Annotated in this window: 19 protein-coding genes; 9 read left to right on the forward strand and 10 right to left on the reverse strand. The window is 55.9% G+C overall.

Going from position 1 to position 20,038, the window contains the following annotated elements; genetic code table 11:
* The first annotated feature begins 29 nt into the window (after positions 1-29).
* Complete coding sequence (locus JI62_RS00450) at positions 30-983, forward strand: GNAT family N-acetyltransferase (protein WP_088698276.1); 954 nt, start codon at positions 30-32, stop codon at positions 981-983.
* A gap of 208 nt (positions 984-1,191) precedes the next feature.
* On the forward strand, positions 1,192-2,073 hold the full coding sequence (locus JI62_RS00455) for a c-type cytochrome (protein ID WP_088698277.1): 882 nt from the start codon (positions 1,192-1,194) through the stop codon (positions 2,071-2,073).
* Positions 2,074-2,200: 127 nt separating this feature from the next.
* On the opposite strand, the gene rep is transcribed toward JI62_RS00455, so the two are convergent.
* Positions 2,201-4,270 carry a DNA helicase Rep gene (gene rep, locus JI62_RS00460; protein ID WP_088698278.1) on the reverse strand — a complete coding sequence of 690 codons (2,070 nt, stop codon included), beginning with the start codon at positions 4,268-4,270 and terminating at the stop codon, positions 2,201-2,203.
* A gap of 96 nt (positions 4,271-4,366) precedes the next feature.
* On the opposite strand from rep, the gene JI62_RS00465 reads away from it, so the two are divergent.
* Complete coding sequence (locus JI62_RS00465) at positions 4,367-4,837, forward strand: tRNA (cytidine(34)-2'-O)-methyltransferase (protein ID WP_088698279.1); 471 nt, start codon at positions 4,367-4,369, stop codon at positions 4,835-4,837.
* Here JI62_RS00465 and pyrE read toward each other — a convergent pair whose 3' ends face one another.
* Complete coding sequence (gene pyrE / locus JI62_RS00470) at positions 4,838-5,503, reverse strand: orotate phosphoribosyltransferase (protein WP_088698280.1); 666 nt, start codon at positions 5,501-5,503, stop codon at positions 4,838-4,840.
* Positions 5,504-5,644: 141 nt separating this feature from the next.
* On the opposite strand from pyrE, the gene JI62_RS00475 reads away from it, so the two are divergent.
* Positions 5,645-6,412, forward strand: a complete 768-nt coding sequence (locus JI62_RS00475) for an exodeoxyribonuclease III (protein WP_088698281.1) — start codon at positions 5,645-5,647, stop codon at positions 6,410-6,412.
* Positions 6,413-6,522: 110 nt separating this feature from the next.
* On the opposite strand, the gene rph is transcribed toward JI62_RS00475, so the two are convergent.
* The 6 genes from rph to JI62_RS00505 form a co-directional block, all read right to left on the reverse strand.
* Positions 6,523-7,245: a ribonuclease PH gene (rph, locus tag JI62_RS00480; protein WP_170938449.1), complete on the reverse strand. Its 723-nt coding sequence runs from the start codon at positions 7,243-7,245 to the stop codon at positions 6,523-6,525.
* Positions 7,246-7,384: 139 nt separating this feature from the next.
* Complete coding sequence (locus JI62_RS00485) at positions 7,385-8,941, reverse strand: FGGY family pentulose kinase (RefSeq protein ID WP_088698283.1); 1,557 nt, start codon at positions 8,939-8,941, stop codon at positions 7,385-7,387.
* Between the two features lie 12 nt (positions 8,942-8,953).
* A complete protein-coding gene (locus JI62_RS00490; RefSeq protein ID WP_088698284.1) occupies positions 8,954-9,946 on the reverse strand; it encodes an ABC transporter permease in 993 nt (330 codons plus the stop codon).
* Complete coding sequence (locus tag JI62_RS00495) at positions 9,943-10,941, reverse strand: ABC transporter permease (protein ID WP_088698285.1); 999 nt, start codon at positions 10,939-10,941, stop codon at positions 9,943-9,945. The genes JI62_RS00490 and JI62_RS00495 overlap by 4 nt, the downstream gene beginning before the upstream one ends.
* Entirely contained in the window at positions 10,934-12,421 is a 1,488-nt protein-coding gene (locus JI62_RS00500; RefSeq protein WP_205737472.1) for a sugar ABC transporter ATP-binding protein, read from the reverse strand. The genes JI62_RS00495 and JI62_RS00500 overlap by 8 nt, the downstream gene beginning before the upstream one ends.
* Positions 12,422-12,498: 77 nt before the next feature.
* On the reverse strand, positions 12,499-13,482 hold the full coding sequence (locus JI62_RS00505) for a substrate-binding domain-containing protein (RefSeq protein ID WP_170938446.1): 984 nt from the start codon (positions 13,480-13,482) through the stop codon (positions 12,499-12,501).
* Positions 13,483-13,796: 314 nt separating this feature from the next.
* Here JI62_RS00505 and JI62_RS00510 point away from each other — a divergent pair, with 314 nt between their 5' ends.
* Together JI62_RS00510 and JI62_RS00515 are read left to right on the forward strand one after the other, a co-directional pair.
* On the forward strand, positions 13,797-14,813 hold the full coding sequence (locus tag JI62_RS00510; RefSeq protein WP_088698288.1) for a substrate-binding domain-containing protein: 1,017 nt from the start codon (positions 13,797-13,799) through the stop codon (positions 14,811-14,813).
* A 94-nt stretch (positions 14,814-14,907) separates the two neighbouring features.
* Positions 14,908-15,786, forward strand: coding sequence for a YicC/YloC family endoribonuclease (locus tag JI62_RS00515; protein WP_088698289.1), 879 nt, complete (start codon positions 14,908-14,910; stop codon positions 15,784-15,786).
* A gap of 87 nt (positions 15,787-15,873) precedes the next feature.
* Here the strand turns inward: JI62_RS00515 and JI62_RS00520 are convergent, their stop codons facing one another.
* Entirely contained in the window at positions 15,874-16,698 is an 825-nt protein-coding gene (locus tag JI62_RS00520) for a PDDEXK nuclease domain-containing protein (protein ID WP_240513085.1), read from the reverse strand.
* Between the two features lie 304 nt (positions 16,699-17,002).
* Here JI62_RS00520 and JI62_RS00525 point away from each other — a divergent pair, with 304 nt between their 5' ends.
* Positions 17,003-17,578, forward strand: coding sequence for a histidine phosphatase family protein (locus JI62_RS00525; protein WP_088698290.1), 576 nt, complete (start codon positions 17,003-17,005; stop codon positions 17,576-17,578).
* 68 nt (positions 17,579-17,646) lie between these two features.
* Here the strand turns inward: JI62_RS00525 and JI62_RS00530 are convergent, their stop codons facing one another.
* Positions 17,647-18,126, reverse strand: coding sequence for an Lrp/AsnC family transcriptional regulator (locus tag JI62_RS00530; RefSeq protein ID WP_088698291.1), 480 nt, complete (start codon positions 18,124-18,126; stop codon positions 17,647-17,649).
* A gap of 137 nt (positions 18,127-18,263) precedes the next feature.
* Between JI62_RS00530 and JI62_RS00535 the strand changes: the two genes are divergently transcribed.
* Positions 18,264-19,304 (forward strand): zinc-dependent alcohol dehydrogenase family protein, encoded by a 1,041-nt coding sequence (locus JI62_RS00535; protein ID WP_088698292.1) that lies wholly within the window; start codon positions 18,264-18,266, stop codon positions 19,302-19,304.
* 113 nt (positions 19,305-19,417) lie between these two features.
* Positions 19,418-20,038, forward strand: a 621-nt coding sequence (locus tag JI62_RS00540; protein ID WP_240513086.1) for a pirin family protein, incomplete at its 3' end; no start/stop codon positions are given.

Raw genomic sequence — 20,038 nt, forward strand, 5'->3', positions numbered from 1 at the left:
TCGGAGCTTCTGCACTTGATTGACCAACTATGATGTCTCAGTACCCCTCAAGCACCTTAAACGTAATGCCCTGCCCGCCAGAGAAGCGACGCGAGGCACTGCTAAAGCTTGCTGCTGCCTATGATCCCACCCAGCAATCGGCCCTGAGCGCTGCCGTAAAGGCTATGTACCATCAGTCAGATACTCAGTGGGAAGGACTATGGGTAACGCTTGAGGCGGGGCAGGTAACGGCCGCTATCTGGGTACAACGTCTGCCCATGAATATGGCGCAGCTATGGCTACCAAAAGCAGGGCTACCGCAAAAAGTGGCAGCTCCCGCACCTTTGCTGTTAGATACGGCTCGCCAGTGGGTGAAAACGCAAAATATTCGTCTATGTCATCTGGAGCTTTCTTCCGAAGCCGCCGAAACAGAAGGGCTGTTGGTTAAACACGGTATGCAGCGGTTAGTCTGCTTGGAGTATTTAATCGGTAGCACTCACCGCCGGTTAGCGATGAATGAAGCGTTGCCGCTGTCCCTGCAGCCTTTTGGTGAGCTTTCTCTGGCGGAGCAGCTGAGTCTGTTGACCGAAGTGGGCGAGGGATCGCTGGATAGCCGCCCCCTTCGCGACATACTTTCAATTAAAGAGTTATTAGCCGGGTTTTATCAACAGGATCCCCAAGCGCCACAGCACTGGTACGCCGTTGGCTTTCAAAATGTCGTAGTAGGCGTGCTACTACTGGCGCCACGCCCGGCGTTAGGCCGCTGGGAGTTAATGTTAATGGGCCTAACGCCGGCATGGCGTGGCAAAGGCTTGGGGCGTTCGCTGTTAAATAAAGCCCTGGCGCTCGCCCAACAGGCCGGTGTACAGGAAGTGGCGCTGGGCGTTGATGACGTTAATTTACCAGCCAAGCGGCTCTATCAGCAGGCCGGTTTTGTGTGTTACGCCCAGCAGCGTTTATTAGCGTGGAAAGGTGGTGGAGAGAGGAGCGAAGAGCCAAAATAAGGCTTAGATAGTACCTATGGATCACATAAGCGCGCTTAGTAGCATTTTCTTGCGCTTTACGTTGCCGGTATACTAGTTCTATACGCACGTCTTGGCGTCTCGGCGGTGCATCATCGATGTTGGCGTTACCGCACATAGGGTTTGAGACAGCAGTTGAGACAGAGATTGATAAAAAACGTTTTATGACAATACTCAAGAGGTGGTGAGAGTGAAAGCTAAGCTGATCATGAGCGGGCTGGCGGCCCTCGGCTTCATGGCGGGCACATCCAGTGTTTATGCCCAAGATGACGCCGCACGTGATGCGATTGCCGAGCGTTTGGCGCCGGTGGGTCAACTCTGTTTACAAGGCCAAGACTGTGGCACCGCAGCGGCACCCCCTAGCGATAGCAGCAGTGGCGGGGATATCGACGGTGAGGGCATCTACGGCAATGTGTGTAGCGCTTGTCACGAATCGGGCGCTGCGGGCGCACCTATTCGTGGTGATGAAGAGGCTTGGGCTGAACGTGCTGAACAAGGCTTCGCCACGCTGCTAGACCACGCCATCAACGGTATTGGCGCCATGCCAGCCAAAGGCGGTAACCCCAACCTTTCCGATGAGGAAGTGGAAGCGGCAGTTGCCTATATGGTTGAGCCGGTTATGGAAGTACCCGAGTTGAGTAGCGGTGACGAAGCTGCTGCAGACGACGAAGCGTCCAGCGACGAAGTTGCCGCCGATGAGGCTGCTAGCGAAGAGACCGCTGCTGCTGAAGGCGAAGAAGCGGCAACTGAAGAAGCAACGGCTTCAAATGACGACGCAGCGAGTGAAGAAGACGCGGCCGCCTCTGAAGAAGCGAGTGGCGGTAGCGATTTAGATGGCGAAGCCCTTTACGCAAGCTCTGGCTGCGCGGCTTGTCATGACAATGGTGTCGCTGGAGCCCCGACCAAAGGCGATTCAGAAGCTTGGGCGGCGCGTTTAGAGAAGGGGGCTGATGAGCTCTACGCCAGCGCCATTAACGGTATCGGCGCTATGCCAGCCAAAGGCGGCAACCCGAACCTTTCTGATGAAGAAGTGATGGCGATTGTCGATTACATGATGGCCGAAGCTCAGTAACGACACACAGCACAGCAGGCTCATAGCTTAGCTATCTTATCCACAGGGTGTTTTAGTCACCGCCCTGTGGATATTCTTATTTTAAAGGCCTCATTTTTAAAGCATCGGTTTTATCACTCCCGCTTTATCAGCCTAGCAGCGAACGCAGCCCGGCAATGGCGTCTTTGCCACGGGCCTGCTTTTTATCCGGATCCTCTTTATCGGCACGACCTTCCCACTCTAGATCCTCCCCAGGTAACTCGTCTAAAAAGCGGCTGGGCGCACAGTCCATCAGTTCACCGTAGGCTTTGCGCTGGCGGGCAAGGGTCAAGGTTAGCGTGCGCCGCGCCCGGGTAATGCCCACATAGGCTAGTCGCCGCTCCTCCTCCACGGTGCCTACTTCGATGGCGTTGCGGTGGGGCAGTAGATCCTCCTCTAAGCCCATCAGATAGACATGGGGGAACTCCAACCCTTTGGAGGCGTGCATGGTGAGTAGCTGCACGCGATCGGAATCATCCTCTTCCGCCTGCTGCTCCAGAATATCGCGCAGCACCAGGCGCGAAATAGCTGCTTCCACACCGTCGGTTTCGGTCTCTGTAGCGTCGGTACTCTCTTCAGGGTCGCGGTTAAGCGACTTCTCTAACTGATCGATCAAGATCCATACATTAGCCATGCGCCGTTCGGCCACGGTGGGCGCGCTGGCGTTTTGATACAGCCACGCCTCGTAATCCATATCCCGTAGCATGTCGCGTATGGCGGCAATGGCATCGCCCTGATCCATGCGTTTACGCACGCTGTCGAGAAAGTGGGTAAAGCGCGATAGCCGCTCCACGGCTCGGGTCGGTAATACCTGTTCCAACCCCAGCTCGTGGCAGGCGGCAAACAGCGATATCGAGCGCTCGGTGGCGTAGTTGGCAAGCTTCTCGACGGTGCCTGGGCCCACTTCACGGCGCGGCACGTTCACTATGCGCAAAAAAGCATTGTCGTCGGCGGGGTTAATTAGCAGGCGCAGGTAAGCCATGGTGTCCTTGATCTCGTTGCGCGAGAAAAACGACGTGCCGCCGGAGAGCTTGTAAGGAATCTGGTAGTGCTGCAGCTTAAGCTCCAACAAACGGGCCTGAAAATTACCGCGATAAAGCACCGCAAAGTCCCGCCATTCGGCCTTCTCCTTGATGCGCCGGGTGAGCATTTCGCTGGCGACTCGCTCAGACTCGGCCTCTTCATGGCGGTTGACGATGACCCGAATCGGCGCGCCGTCGCCCATATCGGACCACAGGGTCTTTTCGTAAACGTGGGGATTATTGGCGATCAGCGTGTTGGCGGCGCGCAGTATGGTGGCGGTAGAGCGGTAGTTCTGCTCCAGCTTGATCACTTTCAGGCGTGGGAAATCTTCCCCCAGGGTAATCAGGTTTTCAGGCCGGGCGCCACGCCAGGCGTAAATCGACTGGTCATCATCGCCCACCACGGTGAAGGTGGAGCGCTCCGCCATCAGTAGCTTCACCAGTAGGTACTGGGAGACGTTGGTGTCCTGGTACTCATCCACCAGCATGTAATGGATTTTGCGCCGCCAGCGCTCTAATGCCTCAGTATCGTTTTGTAGCAATACCACTGGCAGCAGAATCAGATCGTCAAAATCCACTGCGTTGTAAGCTTTAAGGTGGCGCACGTAGGCTTCGTACACCCGGGCGGCGAAGTGCTCATCATCATCTGAGGCAAACGAAAGCGCATCGCTGGGCAGCACTAAATCGTTCTTCCAGGTGGAGATTTTGCTCTGCACGGCGTTGATCTGTTCGGCGTCCACCTGGGCATCTTTGTTCATTAAATCGCGCAGCAGTGCCTTGGCGTCTTCCGGGTCGAAGAGTGAAAAGCCCGGTTTGTAGCCCAGGGTTTTCAGCTCGCCGCGAATAATGTTCAGCCCCAGGGTGTGGAAGGTGGAGACCGTTAGCCCATGGCCCTCTTTGCCGTGAAGCATCTGACCCACACGCTCTTTCATCTCCCGGGCGGCTTTGTTGGTAAAAGTCACCGCGGCGATTCTGCGCGCGCTCATCCCGCATTCTTGAACCAGGTAGGCAATTTTGGTGGTGATCACGCTGGTTTTACCGGAACCTGCGCCCGCCAGCACCAGACAGGGGCCATCGATATAACGCACCGCTTCCTGCTGGCGCGGGTTCAGCCCTTTAATCCGGCTAAGAATGCTCTTGGGCGTTGCAGGCGTCATGGCGTGGGTGATCCTCTGCGAGAGTTGCTAGGCGATTTCGATTACAATCGGCGGCGCTTGGTCAATGCATAATGGGCGAACAATAGGCAGGTGGCGATGTTTGAAGTAGCGCTTTTTGAACCGCGTATGGCGCCCAATACGGGCAATATCATGCGCTTGGTGGCCAATAATGGCTGCCGGTTACACCTGATTGAGCCGCTGGGCTTCGACCTGGAGGAGAAGAAGCTGCGCCGGGCCGGGCTGGATTACCGCGACCTGGCTAACGTCACTCGCCACGCGGATTTTAACGCCTTTCAAGCAGCGATGCAGGGGCGGCGCATCTGGGCGATCACTACCAAAGGTACGCGCCGCTACAGCGATGCCGACTTTGTTCCAGGCGATGTACTGCTGTTCGGCTCGGAAACCGGCGGGCTTTCACCCCAGGTACACGAAGCGCTAGACGCTGAGCACAAGCTGCGTCTGCCCATGCAGCCCAACAACCGCAGCCTGAACCTCTCCAATGCCGTGGCTATTGTGAGCTACGAAGCGTGGCGCCAGCAAGGCTTTGCTGGCGCAGGGCAAGCCTAATCAGTGAGTAATGCCGTAGCGGTCGCGATACGCTCTTATCGCTTCAGCGTAGGCAAGCATTTCTCCTCCGGCGTGCTCTTCAAGGTAAGTGAGTACTTGCTCTAAGGTGACGATACTCACTACCGGCATGCCGTACTGGGCCTGCACTTCCTGAATCGCGCTCTGCTCGCCTTGACCGCGCTCCTGGCGATCAAGCGCGATAATGACGCCAGCGGCGCGGGCACCGCTCTGCTCAATCAGCGTCATCACTTCGCGAATCGCGGTGCCTGCGGTAATCACATCATCAATGATTAAAATATCGCCTGATAAAGGTGCGCCAACGATATTGCCCCCTTCTCCGTGGGTTTTGGCCTCTTTACGGTTAAATGAGTAGGGCATATCCAGATCGTGATGATCGGCCAAGGCCGCCGCTGTAACGGCTGCCAGCGGAATACCCTTATAGGCCGGGCCAAACAGCACGTCGGCGTTTAAATCGCTATCGACAATCGCCTGGGCGTAAAAACGCCCCAGCTTGGCCAGCGCACGGCCGGTCTGGAACAAGCCGGCGTTAAAAAAGTAGGGGCTAACGCGGCCGGATTTAAGCGTAAACTCACCAAATTTAAGCACGCCCTGCTCAATGGCAAAGGCAATGAAATCGCGCTGGTAGGGTTGTAGAGTGGTGGCCACGGTATTCCTCACTAGGCGGTAGGTTTAAATCGGCACGAAAGCAACAATAAAAGTAGGGTAAATGGCAAGTTTTAGCTGCTGCCTTTACCCAAACGTCTAAACGTCGGGTATCATACAGCAGCGACGCAAAAGGGACGATTTATGAAAATTGCCAGCATCAATGTCAATGGTATTCGTGATGCCGTCGATCGTGGCTTCCTGGACTGGCTGGCTCAGCAGGATGTCGACGTGGTCTGCGTGCAGAACATCAAGGCAAAAAGTTTTGAACTGGGTGACCACATTCTGTATCCGGAAGGCTATGAAGGCTACTTCCTGGATGCCGAAGAGGACGGTTTCTCCGGTGTGGCACTCTATTGCCGCAAAATTCCCAAGGCGATTATGTATGGCCTTGGGTTTCCACAGTGTGATCATGAAGGACGTTTTCTGCAGGCGGATTATGAACGCTTCAGTATCGTCTCTTTCCTGATGCCTGACGGAAGTGATCAAAAAGCCAAACAGTCGTTTATGGAGCAGTATCAAGAGTACTTGACGAAGATGTCGCGCAAACGCCGCGAATACATCCTCTGCGGTACTTGGCATATTGCCCATAAAACCGTCGATTTGGCCAACTGGTCGGATAATCAACTGACCTCAGGCTTCCGCCCCGAAGAGCGTGCCTGGATGGATCAGGTGCTTGGCCCCACCGGGTTTATCGACACCTTCCGCGAAATCAACCGCGATGCAGGTGAGTACACCTGGTGGCCGAAGCTTGACCAAGATGTGCCCCGTGAGCGCCAGGAAGGCTGGCGGATCGACTATCAGTTAGTCGGCCCCAACTTCCGCCGCCACGTGGTCGACGCGTGGATCGATTACGATGCGACTTTCTCTGAGTTCGCACCGCTAATCGTTGAGTACGACCTGGCGCTTTAAGCGTTAGACAACGCACTTTTCCCGCGTCGCCTGTCACCCTTGCTGATTAGCCGGGGTGACAAACAACAGGCCAGCTAAATGCTGGCCTGTTGTTTTTTACGCCTTACTCCTCACCCGCGAATTCCCAACGCTTCACGCTGTTTCTCGCGCAACTCACCACCGGCGGTTTCGGCTAAATCAAGCATCGCGTTAAGCTCGGCGCGGGTGAAAGCACCCGCTTCGGCGGTGCCCTGTACTTCGATCAACTCGCCGCTTTCGGTCATTACTACGTTTAGATCGGTATCGGCTTTGCTGTCTTCTGGGTAATCCAGATCCAGTACCGGCACGCCTTTATAAATGCCCACGGAAATGGCGCTTACCAGCTGCTTGAAAGGATCGCTTTTAATCTTCTTCTCGCGCTGCAAGTAACGGATCGCATCCATCAGCGCCACGCAGCCACCGGTGATCGCTGCGGTACGGGTACCGCCGTCAGCCTGGATCACGTCGCAATCCACGGTAATGGTGAACTCACCCAGCTTTTTCAAATTGACCGCTGCGCGCAGGCTACGGCCAATCAAGCGCTGAATTTCCAGCGTGCGGCCGCCCTGCTTACCCTGGGTCGCTTCGCGGTTGCTGCGCGAATGCGTCGCGCGGGGCAGCATGCCGTACTCAGCGGTTACCCAGCCCTGATTCTTGCCACGCAACCAACGCGGTACAGTGGCTTCTACGCTGGCGTTACACAGCACCTTGGTATCACCAAACTCCACCAGTACAGAACCTTCCGCATGGCGAGTGTAGTCGCGGGTCAGGCGGATCTCACGGAGCTGGTCGGCTTCGCGACCACTTGGGCGCACAACATCAGGACGCTTAGCACTGCTCACAAATAGTACCTCTCAATAAACACGTAACAAGGAAAAGCCCTCCATTGTACACGTCTGGGCGTGCGCTGATTGGCCTAGCGTCCAGCTAGCGTTTTGAAAAAGGTGGTTTATGTCAGTCGAGGCGCCCTTCGTACAGTTTCTTGAAAGCGGCATAACGCACAGTGTGCAGCGCCTGCATTGCCTGGTCGGGCTCTACTGTTTGTTCGCCTGGGGTGAGGCCATTGGCAACGCTGAGCACCTCTCCATTGGCCTGGGCAGCCAGGGCCGCTACGGCAACCCCAAGCAGTACGGGTTCCGGCGCATCCGCCAGCACAACCCGACAACCGGTACCGTCGGCATAGAGCTTGCGCAGTAGTGCTGAACGTCCATGCCCTCCGCTGAGGTGCAAGGTATCGATGGCATAACCATGGGCATTCATACGCTCTATGATGGCGCGGGTGCCGTAAACCAGCGAGGTGGCTGCCGCCCAGTAAACCTTAATGAAACTCTCGCGAGGCGTATCAAGGGTCAATCCTGTGATGGTGCCGCGAATTTCCGGATCGGCCAAGGGCGAGCGGTTGCCAATGAAATCAGGGCAAACATGGGTATCAGAGGCAGGGTCACCGGCTGCCAAGCGTTCGAGTAGCAGGTCTGATAATGCGCCATGAAGATCGTCGCCGAATTCACTGCTGGCGGAAAATAGCGCCGCCAAGTGATCTAGAAGGGCGCCGGTAATACTTTGCCCCCCTTCGTTGGCCACAAAACCATCGCATAGCGCCCCCGGATAGGGGCCCCACACGCCGGGTACTTCGCGCCGTTCGGGCTGGGCGCCGATATGGCAGGTGGAGGTGCCGCCAATCACGGCAAGGCGGCGCTCGGGCGCATCAGCGAGGCTTCTGCCTAGCGTGCCAAGGGCACCGGCATAGGCATCAATCATGCCCACTGCAAAGGTACACCGAGTCGTCAGTCCTAAGTCATTGGCGGCTTCTTCAGTTAACTGCCCAAGTGCTACGCCCACGGGAAGGGCTTGTTCGGGCAGGCGGGCGCATTCGAGTACATCCTGCATATCGATCTGGTTTAGAAAGTCGTGATCCCAGCCATGACCAGGGCGCGGGTCAAACGTCCACTTGCAGGAGAGCATGCAGACCGAGCGTTCGAGAGAGCCGGTGCATTTAAAGCCCAGCCAGTCGCCTAGATCACCTGCGTAGCCGATCTGGGCGTAAAGCTCGGGCCGGTGGCGCTTCAACCACATGAGCTTAGGCATCTGCATCTCGGGAGACATGACGCCCCCCAGGTTGCGCAGTGGTGCTGCCTGGGTAGCCGTGCACTCAGCGGCTTCTGCGGTGGCCCGATGATCCATCCACACAATGATATTCCACGCCTCATCGCCCGGTGAGAGCGCTAGCGGCTTATCCTGCTTATCAAGGAGCACCAACGAGCAGGTTGCGCTCACCGACATACTGGTGATGGAATCTGCCGTTACACCGGCAGCCTCGCGGGCGCGCTGTGTCGCGCTGCATACCGCGCGCCAGATATCCGTTGAGCTCTGCTCCACGTGATGCTCGGCAGGGCGATGCATTGCAATCGGTGTTTTCGCTTCGGCCAGCATCACGCCATCCGGCGTGAAAATGCCCGCCCGGGCGCTGCCAGTACCAATATCGATGCCTAGAACATGTGCTTGATGACTCATGGAAAACCTTACTCAAGACTGTTTGATAAATGGCATACGCAGTGCCATGACAATAATTAGAAAAGCCCCCCATACCGCGGTGGCAAGATGCTGGCTGGCGCCCATCAGGTTCATGCCGGAAGCGATGATCTGCAGGCTCATCAAGCCCAGCACCAGGGGAAGGACGCGCCCAAAGCCACCAAAGGGGTTTGCCCCGGCCAGAAAACAGGCCAACACCGTGATCAGTAGGTAGCTCTCGCCATGGCCTACACGTACAGAGTTAAAGCGGGCGAGCATTACCATGCCCGCTAACCCTGCCAAAATGCCGGAAATCGTGTAGACGGTGATCAGCACGCGCTTGACGTTAATGCCCGAGTACTCGGTCGCGCGTGGGTTGGAGCCCAGCATATAAATCGAGAAGCCGGTGCGGGTGAAATGCATGATGTAGATCAATCCTGCGGCAGCGGCGAGAAAGATCAACATGGGGATGGGTATGCCCAGAAAACTGCCGCTACCGATGGTTTGAAATACCCCCGGCATGCCTGAAATACCGCCGCCGCGGGTTAAAAACTCACCTACCCCCTGGAGAAAAATCATCGCACCCAGCGATACTAAAATGGGGTGGGCGCCCACATAGGCAACGATAACGCCAATCAAAAAGCCTGCGGCAGCGCCAACGGCAAGCCCGGCGATAATCGCCATGGGAACGCTTAGTATTCCCATGCCCGCCAGTAACCCCTGTACTAGCCAGGCGGTCATCAACCCTGCGATATTGGCGGTAAAGGTCACCGAAAGGTTCAGGCCACCGGAAATGATGGGCAGTAGCATCGCCAGTGAGAGTAACCCCAGTTCCGGTAACTGCATCGACATCGAGCCAAAATTAGTGGCGGTCAGAAATCCCGGTGCCAGTAGCGAGAAGAGGCCAATGCTGCCGATGAGCAGAGCCGTCATGGCGATGACCTCAATGGTATCGCCACCCAGGCGGAGCCTGGCCGTGGAGGGCTGTTTATTTAGGCGCTTAGTCATACGTTCCTCGCCTTGGTGGTGCGGGGCAACAGGTTGCCGAGGTTGCTGGTGGTGATCGCAATCAAGATGATCAGCCCGACAATCATGCGGAAGGCGTAAGGAGTGACGCCCAGCAGATTCAGTCCGTTTTGGACAACGGCGAGAAGCAGTACACCCAGTACGGCGCCGAGCACTGAGCCGCGCCCGCCACCCAGGGTCGCGCCGCCCAGTACGACAGCTGCCAGAATTGGCAACTCCTGGCCTATCAAGGCGTTGGGTACGACCTCTTGCACGATATGCGCCTGCATCAGGCCCGCCACCCCCGCGCATAGCCCCAGCCAGCCGTAGGCAAAGGCATGGATCTTCCAGGCGCTAACGCCAGAGCGGCGAGCGGACTCGGGACTTGATCCGAAACCGTAGATCGCGCGACCAAAACCGGTACGGGCCAGAATGAACCAGGTGAGTATGACCATCACCACCATGACGGCAGCGGGTAAGTAGAGCGTGGCTGATCCGCGTTCGGCGGGTAGGTCAAGCAGTGGAACGGAGTAGTAGAGCCAATCGGGAATATCGTAGATGGACACTCCGCTGGTGAAGTACATCAAGAGGCCGAAAAACAGGTTAAATGTGCCGATGGTGACGATGATCGAAACGATTCGGAAGCGATGGATCAGCAGCGCATTGAAGAGCCCCAGTAGCATGCCAACCAGCATCGAAAGCAGGACGCCAAGCAACCAACTGCCCCCGCCCAGGTAATTCATCAGCAGTGACAGCACCACGTACTGCACCACGGATGCCGCCACTGCGAAGGAAATATCTATCCCTCCCGCAATCAGCACGACGACCAGGCCCACTGCAAAGATGATATTGACCGACTGATTGTTAAGCAGGTCGAACAGGTTCTGAAGGGTAAGAAAGCTATCGGTCGCTAGTGCCAACACCACGCACAGCAGCATGAGGATACCTAATAGAGTACCTTCAGTGCCGATACTTCTGTTTAGCAGTCGCTTATGCATTGATGATCGCCTCCAGCGCTTCTTCCGTGGTCTCCGCAGGTATGACTTCGGAGTAGATGCGCCCCTCGCGCAATACGAGCGCACGATCTGCGTTCATCCAGATTTCCCCCGCCTCATCTGAAATCAGAATGATGGCCATGCCTTGGTCGGCAAGATTTCTGATGATGTCGAAAATACCGGCTTTGGCGCCTACATCGACGCCAATTGTCGGGCAGTCAAGAATGAGAACCTCGGGCTCAGTGGCCAGCCATTTGGCGAGTGCAATGCGTTGCTGGTTACCGCCGGATAACGAGGAGACGGCAAGCTCGGCATCACTCACCTTGGTTTTAAGCTGCTCAATCCAGTGGGCGGTCAGTGCCTTGATGCGTTGAGGGGAGAGAAAAAAGCGCGGTTTTTCCAGTCTTGGTAGGACGGTCACTGCGGTATTCATATTGATGGACTGGTTTTGCACCAGGCCAAGATTGAGCCGGTCTTCAGAGAGGTAGGCAATGCGATGGCGCACGGCATCGCGATTGGAGCGAAGCGTCAGCGGCTGACCCTCTTTTAGCAGCTGCCCTGAAGTGGGCTGGGTCATCCCAAAAATTGTGTGAGCTATTTCGGTACGCCCAGCACCCAGCAACCCCGTTAGGCCAAGAATTTCACCGCGATGCAGGGTGAAAGAGATGTTCTCGAATTCTCCTTCACGACTTAAGTTTTTAAGCTCCAGTACTGGGGCGCCTGTGTGTGTTTCAGCGCGAGGGGTCTGTTCAAGTTCCAGTCCGGTCATCAAAGTGGAAAGTCGCGCCTGGGTCATCCCTTCGGTGGGGTAGGTGCCGACCAGCTTGCCGTTGCGGAGCACGGTGACGCGTTGGCAAACGTCCAGCACTTCCACCAGCCGGTGGCTGACCAACACAATGGAGATGCCTTTCGCCGCCAGTGAGCGGGTAATGCCCAGCAGCGTTTGTACCTCTTTATAGGTAAGCGAGGCGGTGGGCTCATCCATAAAAATGATACTGGCCCCTGCACGCAGCACGCGGCAAATAGCAACGAGTTGACGATGGGCAATTGAAAGGTCTTCAACACGGGCCATCGGATCCAGGTCTAGGCCAAACTGCTGAATGATCTCGCGGGATTGCGTCAGCGCATCTTTATAGGAAATAGGTCGCCAGGGTTTGGCAACGTAGTCATCGAAGACGATATTTTCCGCGACGGTCAGGTGCGGGAACAGCGCGAGATCTTGCCAGATCACATGGATGCCCCGGCTGCGCGCCTCTATCGGGCTGATGGCAGAGAGGGTTTCATCGCCGAACGTGAACTCAATGCCGGGTTCAGGCTTGTAAACACCGTTGATAATTTTAATGAGCGTACTTTTGCCACAACCGTTTTCACCTGCCAGGCAAAGTACCTCACCACGGCGAAGTTCGAATTCGACATCATCGAGGACGCGGCTTTGTCCGAAAACTTTGCTGACGTGGCGCGCTCGAATCGCGATCTCGCCCATTGGAGGCTCCTCTCTCAACATCACTGCCGCGCTCTTCAGGAGCGCGGCAGTCTTTTACACGATCAATAAGCGCAGTCTTACAGGCCGAGCTCTGCCAGCTCATCCACGGTATCTTTGCTCAGCTTGAGTGGCTGTGAGGCAAAGATCGTTTTGCCGTCCAGGGTAATTTCATCCAGTACAGGCAAGTCAGCGCCATCGCTAATCTCTTCGCCGTTATAGAGCATCTCACCCAGGGCAACGAACGCTTTGCCCGCATCCAGAGGACTCCACTGGAAACCACCGGTAATCACACCTTCGTGCACCAGGCGGCGCCCCTGGCCCGGAGAGAACAGGCCCATAACGGCCACATCCCCTTCCAATCCCCGTTCTTTCACTGCTCGAGCCGCGCCGATGGTTCCCTGGCTACCAAACGACATGATACCGGCCAAGTCTTCATGGGCCCGCAGCAAGTCCAGGGTGGTGTTGCGGCTGTCATCGACGCTTTCGGCAACGCCGAAACGATCAGCGGCTTGAGTCAAGCCCGAGCAGTTATCATCAAGCCAGTTCACGGCAGCATCTGCCCAAGCGTTATGAGCGGGCACGCTGAGTCCGCCCACGTAAACGGCATAAGAGCCTTCGCAGCCGGTGGTGTCAGCCAGTAGCTTGGCGTGCTCCTCACCTAACTGCTGCGCTGAAATCATTTCAAAGTCGTAGTCGATGTTGACCGATTCGGGACTTTCGTGTGTCAGTACGATAATTCCCTGCTCACGTGCCCGTTCCAATACCGGCTCAAGAACCTCGCGATCATTCGGAACAACGCCAATGACATCGACGCCACGGCTGATCAGATCCTCTATCGCACGCACCTGCAGGGCGGGGTCAGCACTGGTGGGGCCCACCATATAGGCTTCTACTCCAAGCTCTTCACCCATTTGTTCGATGCCCATTTCCATGGCATTGAACCATGGGATGCCGCCCACTTTGGCGACCACGGCAATCGTAGGAGACTCCTGAGCCATTGCGCCAGTGCTGCCGATAATGCCTGATAGCGTAGCTGCGGTAAGAAGTGCTTTGTATTTCATTGTGATTTCCTGCTTGCTGTTGGCTGACCCAGTCAGTGGAATAGCGTGCATTGAAGCGCTTTAATAGTGCTGCTGTACGTTGCGTCGTGGTCAAATGAAATGGCGCAGACGCTTCCGAGCCTCACAATGCATAGGAATTTAATGCACAGAAACTTTACACAGTGCTGGATACGTTGAGTGGTACTAAGCGATGCGTCATCGCTATCGTTATTGTCATTTTATCTAGCATGCACAATCGGTTGTGCATAGCGTAGGATTGATCTATTACAGCATTACGTCAATGCTACTTTTATCTAATCCCAAGGAGCTGCCACGTGGTTAGCGACTCTTCATCCAAGCGGCTGACTATTTACGACCTGGCGAGGTTGGCAGAAACATCGCCCAGTACCGTCAGTGCCGTGCTCAACGGCACTTGGCAGCGCCGTCGCATCAGCAAGAAACTGGCCAGCAAAATTCTTTCGCTTGCACAGGCTGAGGGCTATTCGGCCAACATGCAGGCCCGTGCCTTGCGGAGTGAGCGCTCAGGTATCATCGGCATGATTTTGCCGCTGTACGACAACCGCTATTTCAGTTCGATAGCCCAACACTTCGAATCAGAAGCACGGCGTCGGGGGCTGTTTGCGATTGTTTCGTGTACGAATCGAGATCCCAAGCAAGAGTGTGAAGCTGCCCGTATGATGCTTGCTTACCGTGTCGAGTGCCTGGTATGCACCGGCGCAACGGATCCCGATACGATTGCGCAGATGTGTGCAGAGAGCGGCGTGCAAAGCATTAATCTCGACCTTCCTGGCAGTAAGGCACCGTCGGTGATTTCTAATAACCGTGAGGGCGCGCGGCAGCTCACTCATGCCATCCTCAACCGCCTGGTTGAAGAGAAGCGCAGTGACGACCCTGTACTCTTTATTGGCGGCCGTGATGAGGATCACAATACCCGCGAGCGTATTGCCGGCTTCAAGCAAGCGAGAGAGGAAGTGGGATTGGTGACGGCGGAAGAGAATATTCTCCCCTGTGATTATGCTGCCGATAAGGCTCAGACTGCCCTTGAAAGATATATGCTTAAGCGGTCTACCCCGCCCAGCGCTATGTTCGTCAACTCCACGATTTCCCTTGAAGGCATTGTTCGCGGACTACAGCTAAATGGCTATTACCTGGATGATATTATTTTCGGCTGTTTTGACTGGGATCCACTAGCCGCTGCCTTTCATCCGCGTTTGATGATGGTTCGGCAAAATGTGATTGAGATGATCGACCGCGTCTTCGAACTGATTGATACGCCACCGCAGGATCCGCATCTGCTCATAGAGGTTCAGCCAGAAATAATGGGTGTTTGATACGCTCTTTCGCACAGCACTTATTGAATCGAATGAATAGGCTAGCTATTTAGGGCAATGCTTTATACACCGATATTCACTACCAGGATAAACCATGGCCACTTCCCGCCGCGTACACAGCATGACCGCCTTCGCCCGCACCGAGCAGGCTGCCCCGTTTGGCACCCTGCAGGTGGAAATCCGCTCGGTGAATCAGCGTTATTTAGAGCCTCACTTCCGCTTGCATGAAAGCCTGCGTGATCTAGAGCCGGTACTGCGCGAATCGCTACGCGCTCGCTTGGCGCGTGGCAAAGTCGAGTGCAGCGTGCGCTTTGAGAGCGCCGAAACTGCCCAGGCCCCCGCTGTTAATAGCGTTCGCCTAGCCGCCATTGCTGATGCGCTAAGCGCGATTCAGCAGCAAGTGCCTAGTGCCGTTCCTCCGACAACCTTGGAGCTACTCAACCAGCCCGGCGTAATGGAAACCCAGCACCTCGATCAAGAGGCCATCAAAGCCGCCGCCAAAACCCTGTTTGACCAAGCGCTGGATGAACTGATCAACGCTCGCGCCCGCGAGGGTGACAAGCTCGCCGAGATGATCACCACCCGCCTGACGGCGGTAAGTGAGCAGGTCGCCACCGTGCGCAGCCTGTTACCGCAGATTCTGGAGCGCCAACGCGCCCAACTGCTGGAACGTTTAGAAATCGCCAAAACCGAACTCGACCCCCAGCGCCTGGAAGCCGAACTGGTGCTGGTGGCGCAAAAAGCCGATGTAGATGAAGAGTTAGATCGCCTGACAGCGCATATCGAAGAAGTGAGCCACCAGCTCGCCCAGAAAGGCCCCAAAGGCCGCCGTTTGGACTTCCTAATGCAGGAACTCAACCGCGAAGCTAATACGCTCTCGTCAAAATCGGTGGTGGCAGAGACGACACGCTGCGCGGTGGAGTTGAAGGTGTTGATCGAGCAGATGCGGGAGCAGATTCAGAATATTGAGTGAAGTAGCTTATAAAATCGGCCTTTAGCGGTTATGGCAAGGATAGCCATTCTAGAACCAACAACTTTAGCTTTGGTAATAATTTACGGGTCAACTATCGTCCAGCCCCTGCTGCTGAAGCTGTTCCACTGCCTGAGTCCGCTCACGCTCCAACTCGCGTTTGAGTTCATCCTCGGTGGGCAGATACGGCAGGTACTTCGCTGCAAACAGCTGCTTTTGTTCGGCCAGCATCGAGTACTTCACCACGGCTTCGCTTTTTTCACTGCACAGCACCAGGCCGATGGTGGGGTTATCGTCGCTGCCCCTGCGCTGCTCATCGTATAGGCGCACATAGGTATCCATCTGGCCGATATCCTGATGCCTGAGCTTGCCGAGCTTTAGATCCACCAGTAAAAAGCACTTCAGTTTGAAGTTGTAGAACACCAGGTCTATATAGAAATCCTCGTCATCAAAACGGATGCGCTGCTGGCGCTCCACAAAGGCAAAGCCTTTGCCCAGCTCCAGTAAAAACTGCTGCAGGTTGCTGATAATGGCCTGCTCTAGCTGGCTTTCCTGATAGGTTTCATCTTGCAGATTAAGAAAATCCAGAATGTAAGGGTCGCGCAGGTAGTCCTTAGCGGTTTCAGCCAGCGACCGGGTGTTGTCTTTGGCTTCCTGTTCAACCTGGGATTTATCCTGGCTGGCCAGCAGACGCTCGAAGTAGAGAGTGCTTATTTGGCGTTCTAGAGCTCTGGCGCTCCAGCTTTGGTTGATTGCTTCTTGCAAATACCAGTCGCGAGCTTGGGGATTCTCCACTCGCAGGAGGGTGCGATAGTGCGTCCAGCTCAATTCGAGACGCACTGCGTCGCGAATTGGAAAACTCTGGTAAAACTGGCGCATATTGCGCAAGTTAGTGACATCAAAGCCTTTACCCAACCGCTCGGTTAGCTGTTGCGAGAGCTGCTGTAGCTGCTGCTTACCAACTCGGCACGGCGATTACCTTTCTGTTCGTGCTCGACAATTAAACGGCCTATTTCCCAGTAGCTTTGTGCCATGGCCGTATTCACGGCTTGGCGAACCTGCCCGCGGCTTGCTCTATCTGTTGGGTAATCGCACTGACAAGGCTGCTAAAAGCGATTGGGCTCTGCTCGGTCATAGGCTTACCCTTGGCGTCATAGAGTAATTACAGCTGACTTATGTCTAACAATATCAAATTTTGCCGATTTAAGGACGCCTTTCCATGCCCATGCTACGCCACTTCACGATAGCCCTGCTGCTCGCTGTGTTGAGCGTAATCTCGACCACTAGCCAGGCAAACGACGCCACCTGGCAAGCACTCCAAGAAGGCGGCTTGGTGATTCTAATGCGCCACTCCTTGGCCCCTGGCATTGGCGACCCGCCAGGCTTTGAGCGTGGCCGCTGCGAGACTCAGCGTAATCTTTCTGCGGCTGGACGTACTCAGGCAGAAGCTGCTGGTCGCGCGTTTCGTGAGCGGGATATCCCCATTGCGACGGTGTATTCATCAAGCTGGTGCCGGGCGTTGGATACCGCTGAGCTAATGGCGTTAGGCAGTGTAGAACCTGTCCCCTGGCTGGATTCGTTCTTTCGCGGGCAGGTTGATCAGGCGCTAATTACCCAAACCGCCCAGGAACAGATTGCAGCATGGCAGGGGGAGGGCAACTTGCTGCTGGTCACCCACCAAGTGAATATCACTGCGCTGGTTGGCGGTGGTGTGGGCTCTGGCGAGATGATCGTACTACGCCCAACGGTTGATTCGTTTCAAGTCGTGGGACGGCTAAACGTTAGTGGTCAATAGTCAGTTGTTCAGTTGCCGTTTTTTCTGGCGGAATGAACCAGGTAAAAAGCCAACGTTAACTGGCTGGCTTATAGCCCTAGCAATTCTTTAACCGGCAAGTGGCTGGTCGCCTTCATTTCCCGCAGGGAGATATTGGAGTGAATACTCGATACCCCCGGTAGCTGGCGTAGCACCTTTTCTACGAAGCGGCTGTAATCATCGAGGTCGAGGGCGATGACCTGCAAGAGGAAGTCCGCCTCTCCGGTGGTGTTGTGGCAGCTTAGTACCCGGGAACTGGCCCGGATAATGCGTTCGAACTCCGCAGTGGCCGCTTCGCTGTGCTGAGTGCAGGTGATCTGCACAAATGCCAGCACGTTACCGCCAAGCTTTCGCCGGTTCAGCGTGGCTTGGTAGCTTTCGATCACGCCCAGTTCCTCCAGGCGTTTATGGCGTCGCCAACAGGTGGCTTCGCTCATTCCCAGTCGCTCGGCCAGCTTGGCGATGGATAGCCGTCCATCGGCTTGAAGGCTATCGATGATGTGGGCGTCTACGTTATCCAGTGGGATCATTTGAAAATCTCTTTCATGTTTATGCGTATAAAAGAAAGAGTGATGCAAAATTAGCGTGTATGTCCATTGATTCGAAAAGTAATTTCAGGTGTGGTTGGTTATAGTTAAAAACGATCAATACCGCGCAGGAGTCACCCATGAAAGCCGTTGTGTTTGAGCAGTTTTCCGCCCGGCCCAGCATCCAGCAGGTGCCCGACCCTTCACCAGCGCCTCATGGGGTGGTGGTCAAGGTGATGGCCAACGGAGTATGCCGCAGTGATTGGCACGGCTGGATGGGTCACGACCCAGATATTCGTCTGCCCCATGTACCCGGCCACGAGCTTTCTGGGGTGGTGGAGGCGGTGGGCAAAGACGTGGCTAAGTGGCGGGTCGGTGACCGTGTAACGGTACCCTTCGTAGGCGGCTGTGGTACCTGTCCGGAGTGTAACGCAGGCCACCACCAGGTGTGCGATAGCCAGTTCCAGCCCGGTTTTACCCACTGGGGCTCCTTTGCCCAGTACGTGGGCATTCACTACGCTGACGTGAACTTGGTCGCCCTGCCCGACACCTTGGATTTTGCCACCGCCGCCAGCTTGGGGTGTCGGTTCGTGACCTCTTTCCGGGCAGTGGTGGATCAGGGCCGCGTGTCCGCCGGGCAGTGGGTAGCCGTGCACGGCTGCGGTGGTGTCGGGTTGTCGGCCATCATGATCGCCAGCGCGGCCGGTGCGAACGTAGTCGCGGTGGATATTTCCGATCAGGCCCTGGCCTTGGCGTGCCAGTTGGGGGCTGTGGCCACGGTGAATGCCACCCAGGTAGCCGATGTGGTCGAGGCCGTGGTCGAGATCACCCAAGGGGGCGCCCATCTCTCGCTGGATGCGCTAGGTCACCCAACGACCTGCTTTAACTCCATCAGCAATTTGCGTAAGCGTGGCAAGCATGTCCAGGTGGGACTGATGCTGGCGGATCACAGCACCCCCGCTGTACCGATGAGCAAGGTGATTGCCAACGAGCTGGAGATTCTGGGCAGTCATGGCATGCAGGCACATCGTTATGACGCCATGCTGGCGATGATTCAATCTGGCAAGCTGGCACCTGAGAAGCTGATCGGCAAGCGGGTTACGCTTGAGCAATCCATTGATGCGTTGATAAACATGGACAAGTTTGAAGGGACGGGGGTAACCGTCGTCACCGAGTTCTGAGGAAGTAGCTGAGCGTGTTAATAACAATTTCCTGCAACGAAACAGGGCAAATTATTCGCTCCTCATCCGCGGCTATAGGTTTTACGCTGGAAAGTATTGATAAGGAGTAAGTTATGCCAGCAAACACTAACCAAACCGTGCGTCGCGTAATCGCCCAGCACCCGGCCAAGCGCGATGATATTGGCGATTTAACCACTCGTCGGCCGCTACCGGGGCCTGGTTTGGAGCAGCTAGATCCCTTTCTGTTTCTTAACCATCATGGCCCTCAAACCTACCCGGCTAACAATCAGGGTCTACCGTTTGGCCCGCATCCGCATCGGGGTTTTGAAACGGTCACGTTTATTCTGGAAGGTTCGCTGGCCCATGCGGATAGCGCCAGGCATCAAAGCGTGATCAATGCGGGCGGTGTGCAGTGGATGACCGCGGGCAGCGGCATTGTGCATGCGGAAATTTCGCCGGAGGAGTTTCTACGCGACGGCGGCCGGTTGGAGATTCTGCAACTGTGGGTCAATCTGCCATCGCACTTGAAAATGAGCGAGCCGCGCTACGTAGGGCTGCAGCAGGAATCCATACCTGCTATTAAGCTGCCGGGTGGCGGTGAGCTGAACCTGATCGCCGGGGAGTGGCAGGGCGATACAGGCCCTATCGAAACGCTGACGGGGATATTTATGTCGACATTGCGGCTGCCTGCCGGTAGCCACGAACAGCTACCCGTGGCTCCCGGGCGGCAGGGG

The organism is Halomonas campaniensis, from assembly GCF_002211105.1.
Taxonomy (GTDB): Bacteria; Pseudomonadota; Gammaproteobacteria; order Pseudomonadales; family Halomonadaceae; genus Vreelandella; species Vreelandella campaniensis_A.

Coding starts and splice junctions, on each gene's coding strand:
- JI62_RS00535 (WP_088698292.1), top strand. CDS start 18,264: ATGAAAGCCGTTGTGTTTGAGCAGTTTTCCGCCCGGCCCAGCATCCAG.
- JI62_RS00500 (WP_205737472.1), bottom strand. CDS start 12,421: ATGGGCGAGATCGCGATTCGAGCGCGCCACGTCAGCAAAGTTTTCGGA.
- JI62_RS00490 (WP_088698284.1), bottom strand. CDS start 9,946: ATGACTAAGCGCCTAAATAAACAGCCCTCCACGGCCAGGCTCCGCCTG.
- JI62_RS00530 (WP_088698291.1), bottom strand. CDS start 18,126: ATGATCCCACTGGATAACGTAGACGCCCACATCATCGATAGCCTTCAA.
- JI62_RS00475 (WP_088698281.1), top strand. CDS start 5,645: ATGAAAATTGCCAGCATCAATGTCAATGGTATTCGTGATGCCGTCGAT.
- JI62_RS00465 (WP_088698279.1), top strand. CDS start 4,367: ATGTTTGAAGTAGCGCTTTTTGAACCGCGTATGGCGCCCAATACGGGC.
- rep (WP_088698278.1), bottom strand. CDS start 4,270: ATGACGCCTGCAACGCCCAAGAGCATTCTTAGCCGGATTAAAGGGCTG.
- JI62_RS00450 (WP_088698276.1), top strand. CDS start 30: ATGATGTCTCAGTACCCCTCAAGCACCTTAAACGTAATGCCCTGCCCG.
- JI62_RS00495 (WP_088698285.1), bottom strand. CDS start 10,941: ATGCATAAGCGACTGCTAAACAGAAGTATCGGCACTGAAGGTACTCTA.
- JI62_RS00505 (WP_170938446.1), bottom strand. CDS start 13,482: ATGAAATACAAAGCACTTCTTACCGCAGCTACGCTATCAGGCATTATC.
- JI62_RS00515 (WP_088698289.1), top strand. CDS start 14,908: ATGGCCACTTCCCGCCGCGTACACAGCATGACCGCCTTCGCCCGCACC.
- JI62_RS00485 (WP_088698283.1), bottom strand. CDS start 8,941: ATGAGTCATCAAGCACATGTTCTAGGCATCGATATTGGTACTGGCAGC.
- JI62_RS00525 (WP_088698290.1), top strand. CDS start 17,003: ATGCCCATGCTACGCCACTTCACGATAGCCCTGCTGCTCGCTGTGTTG.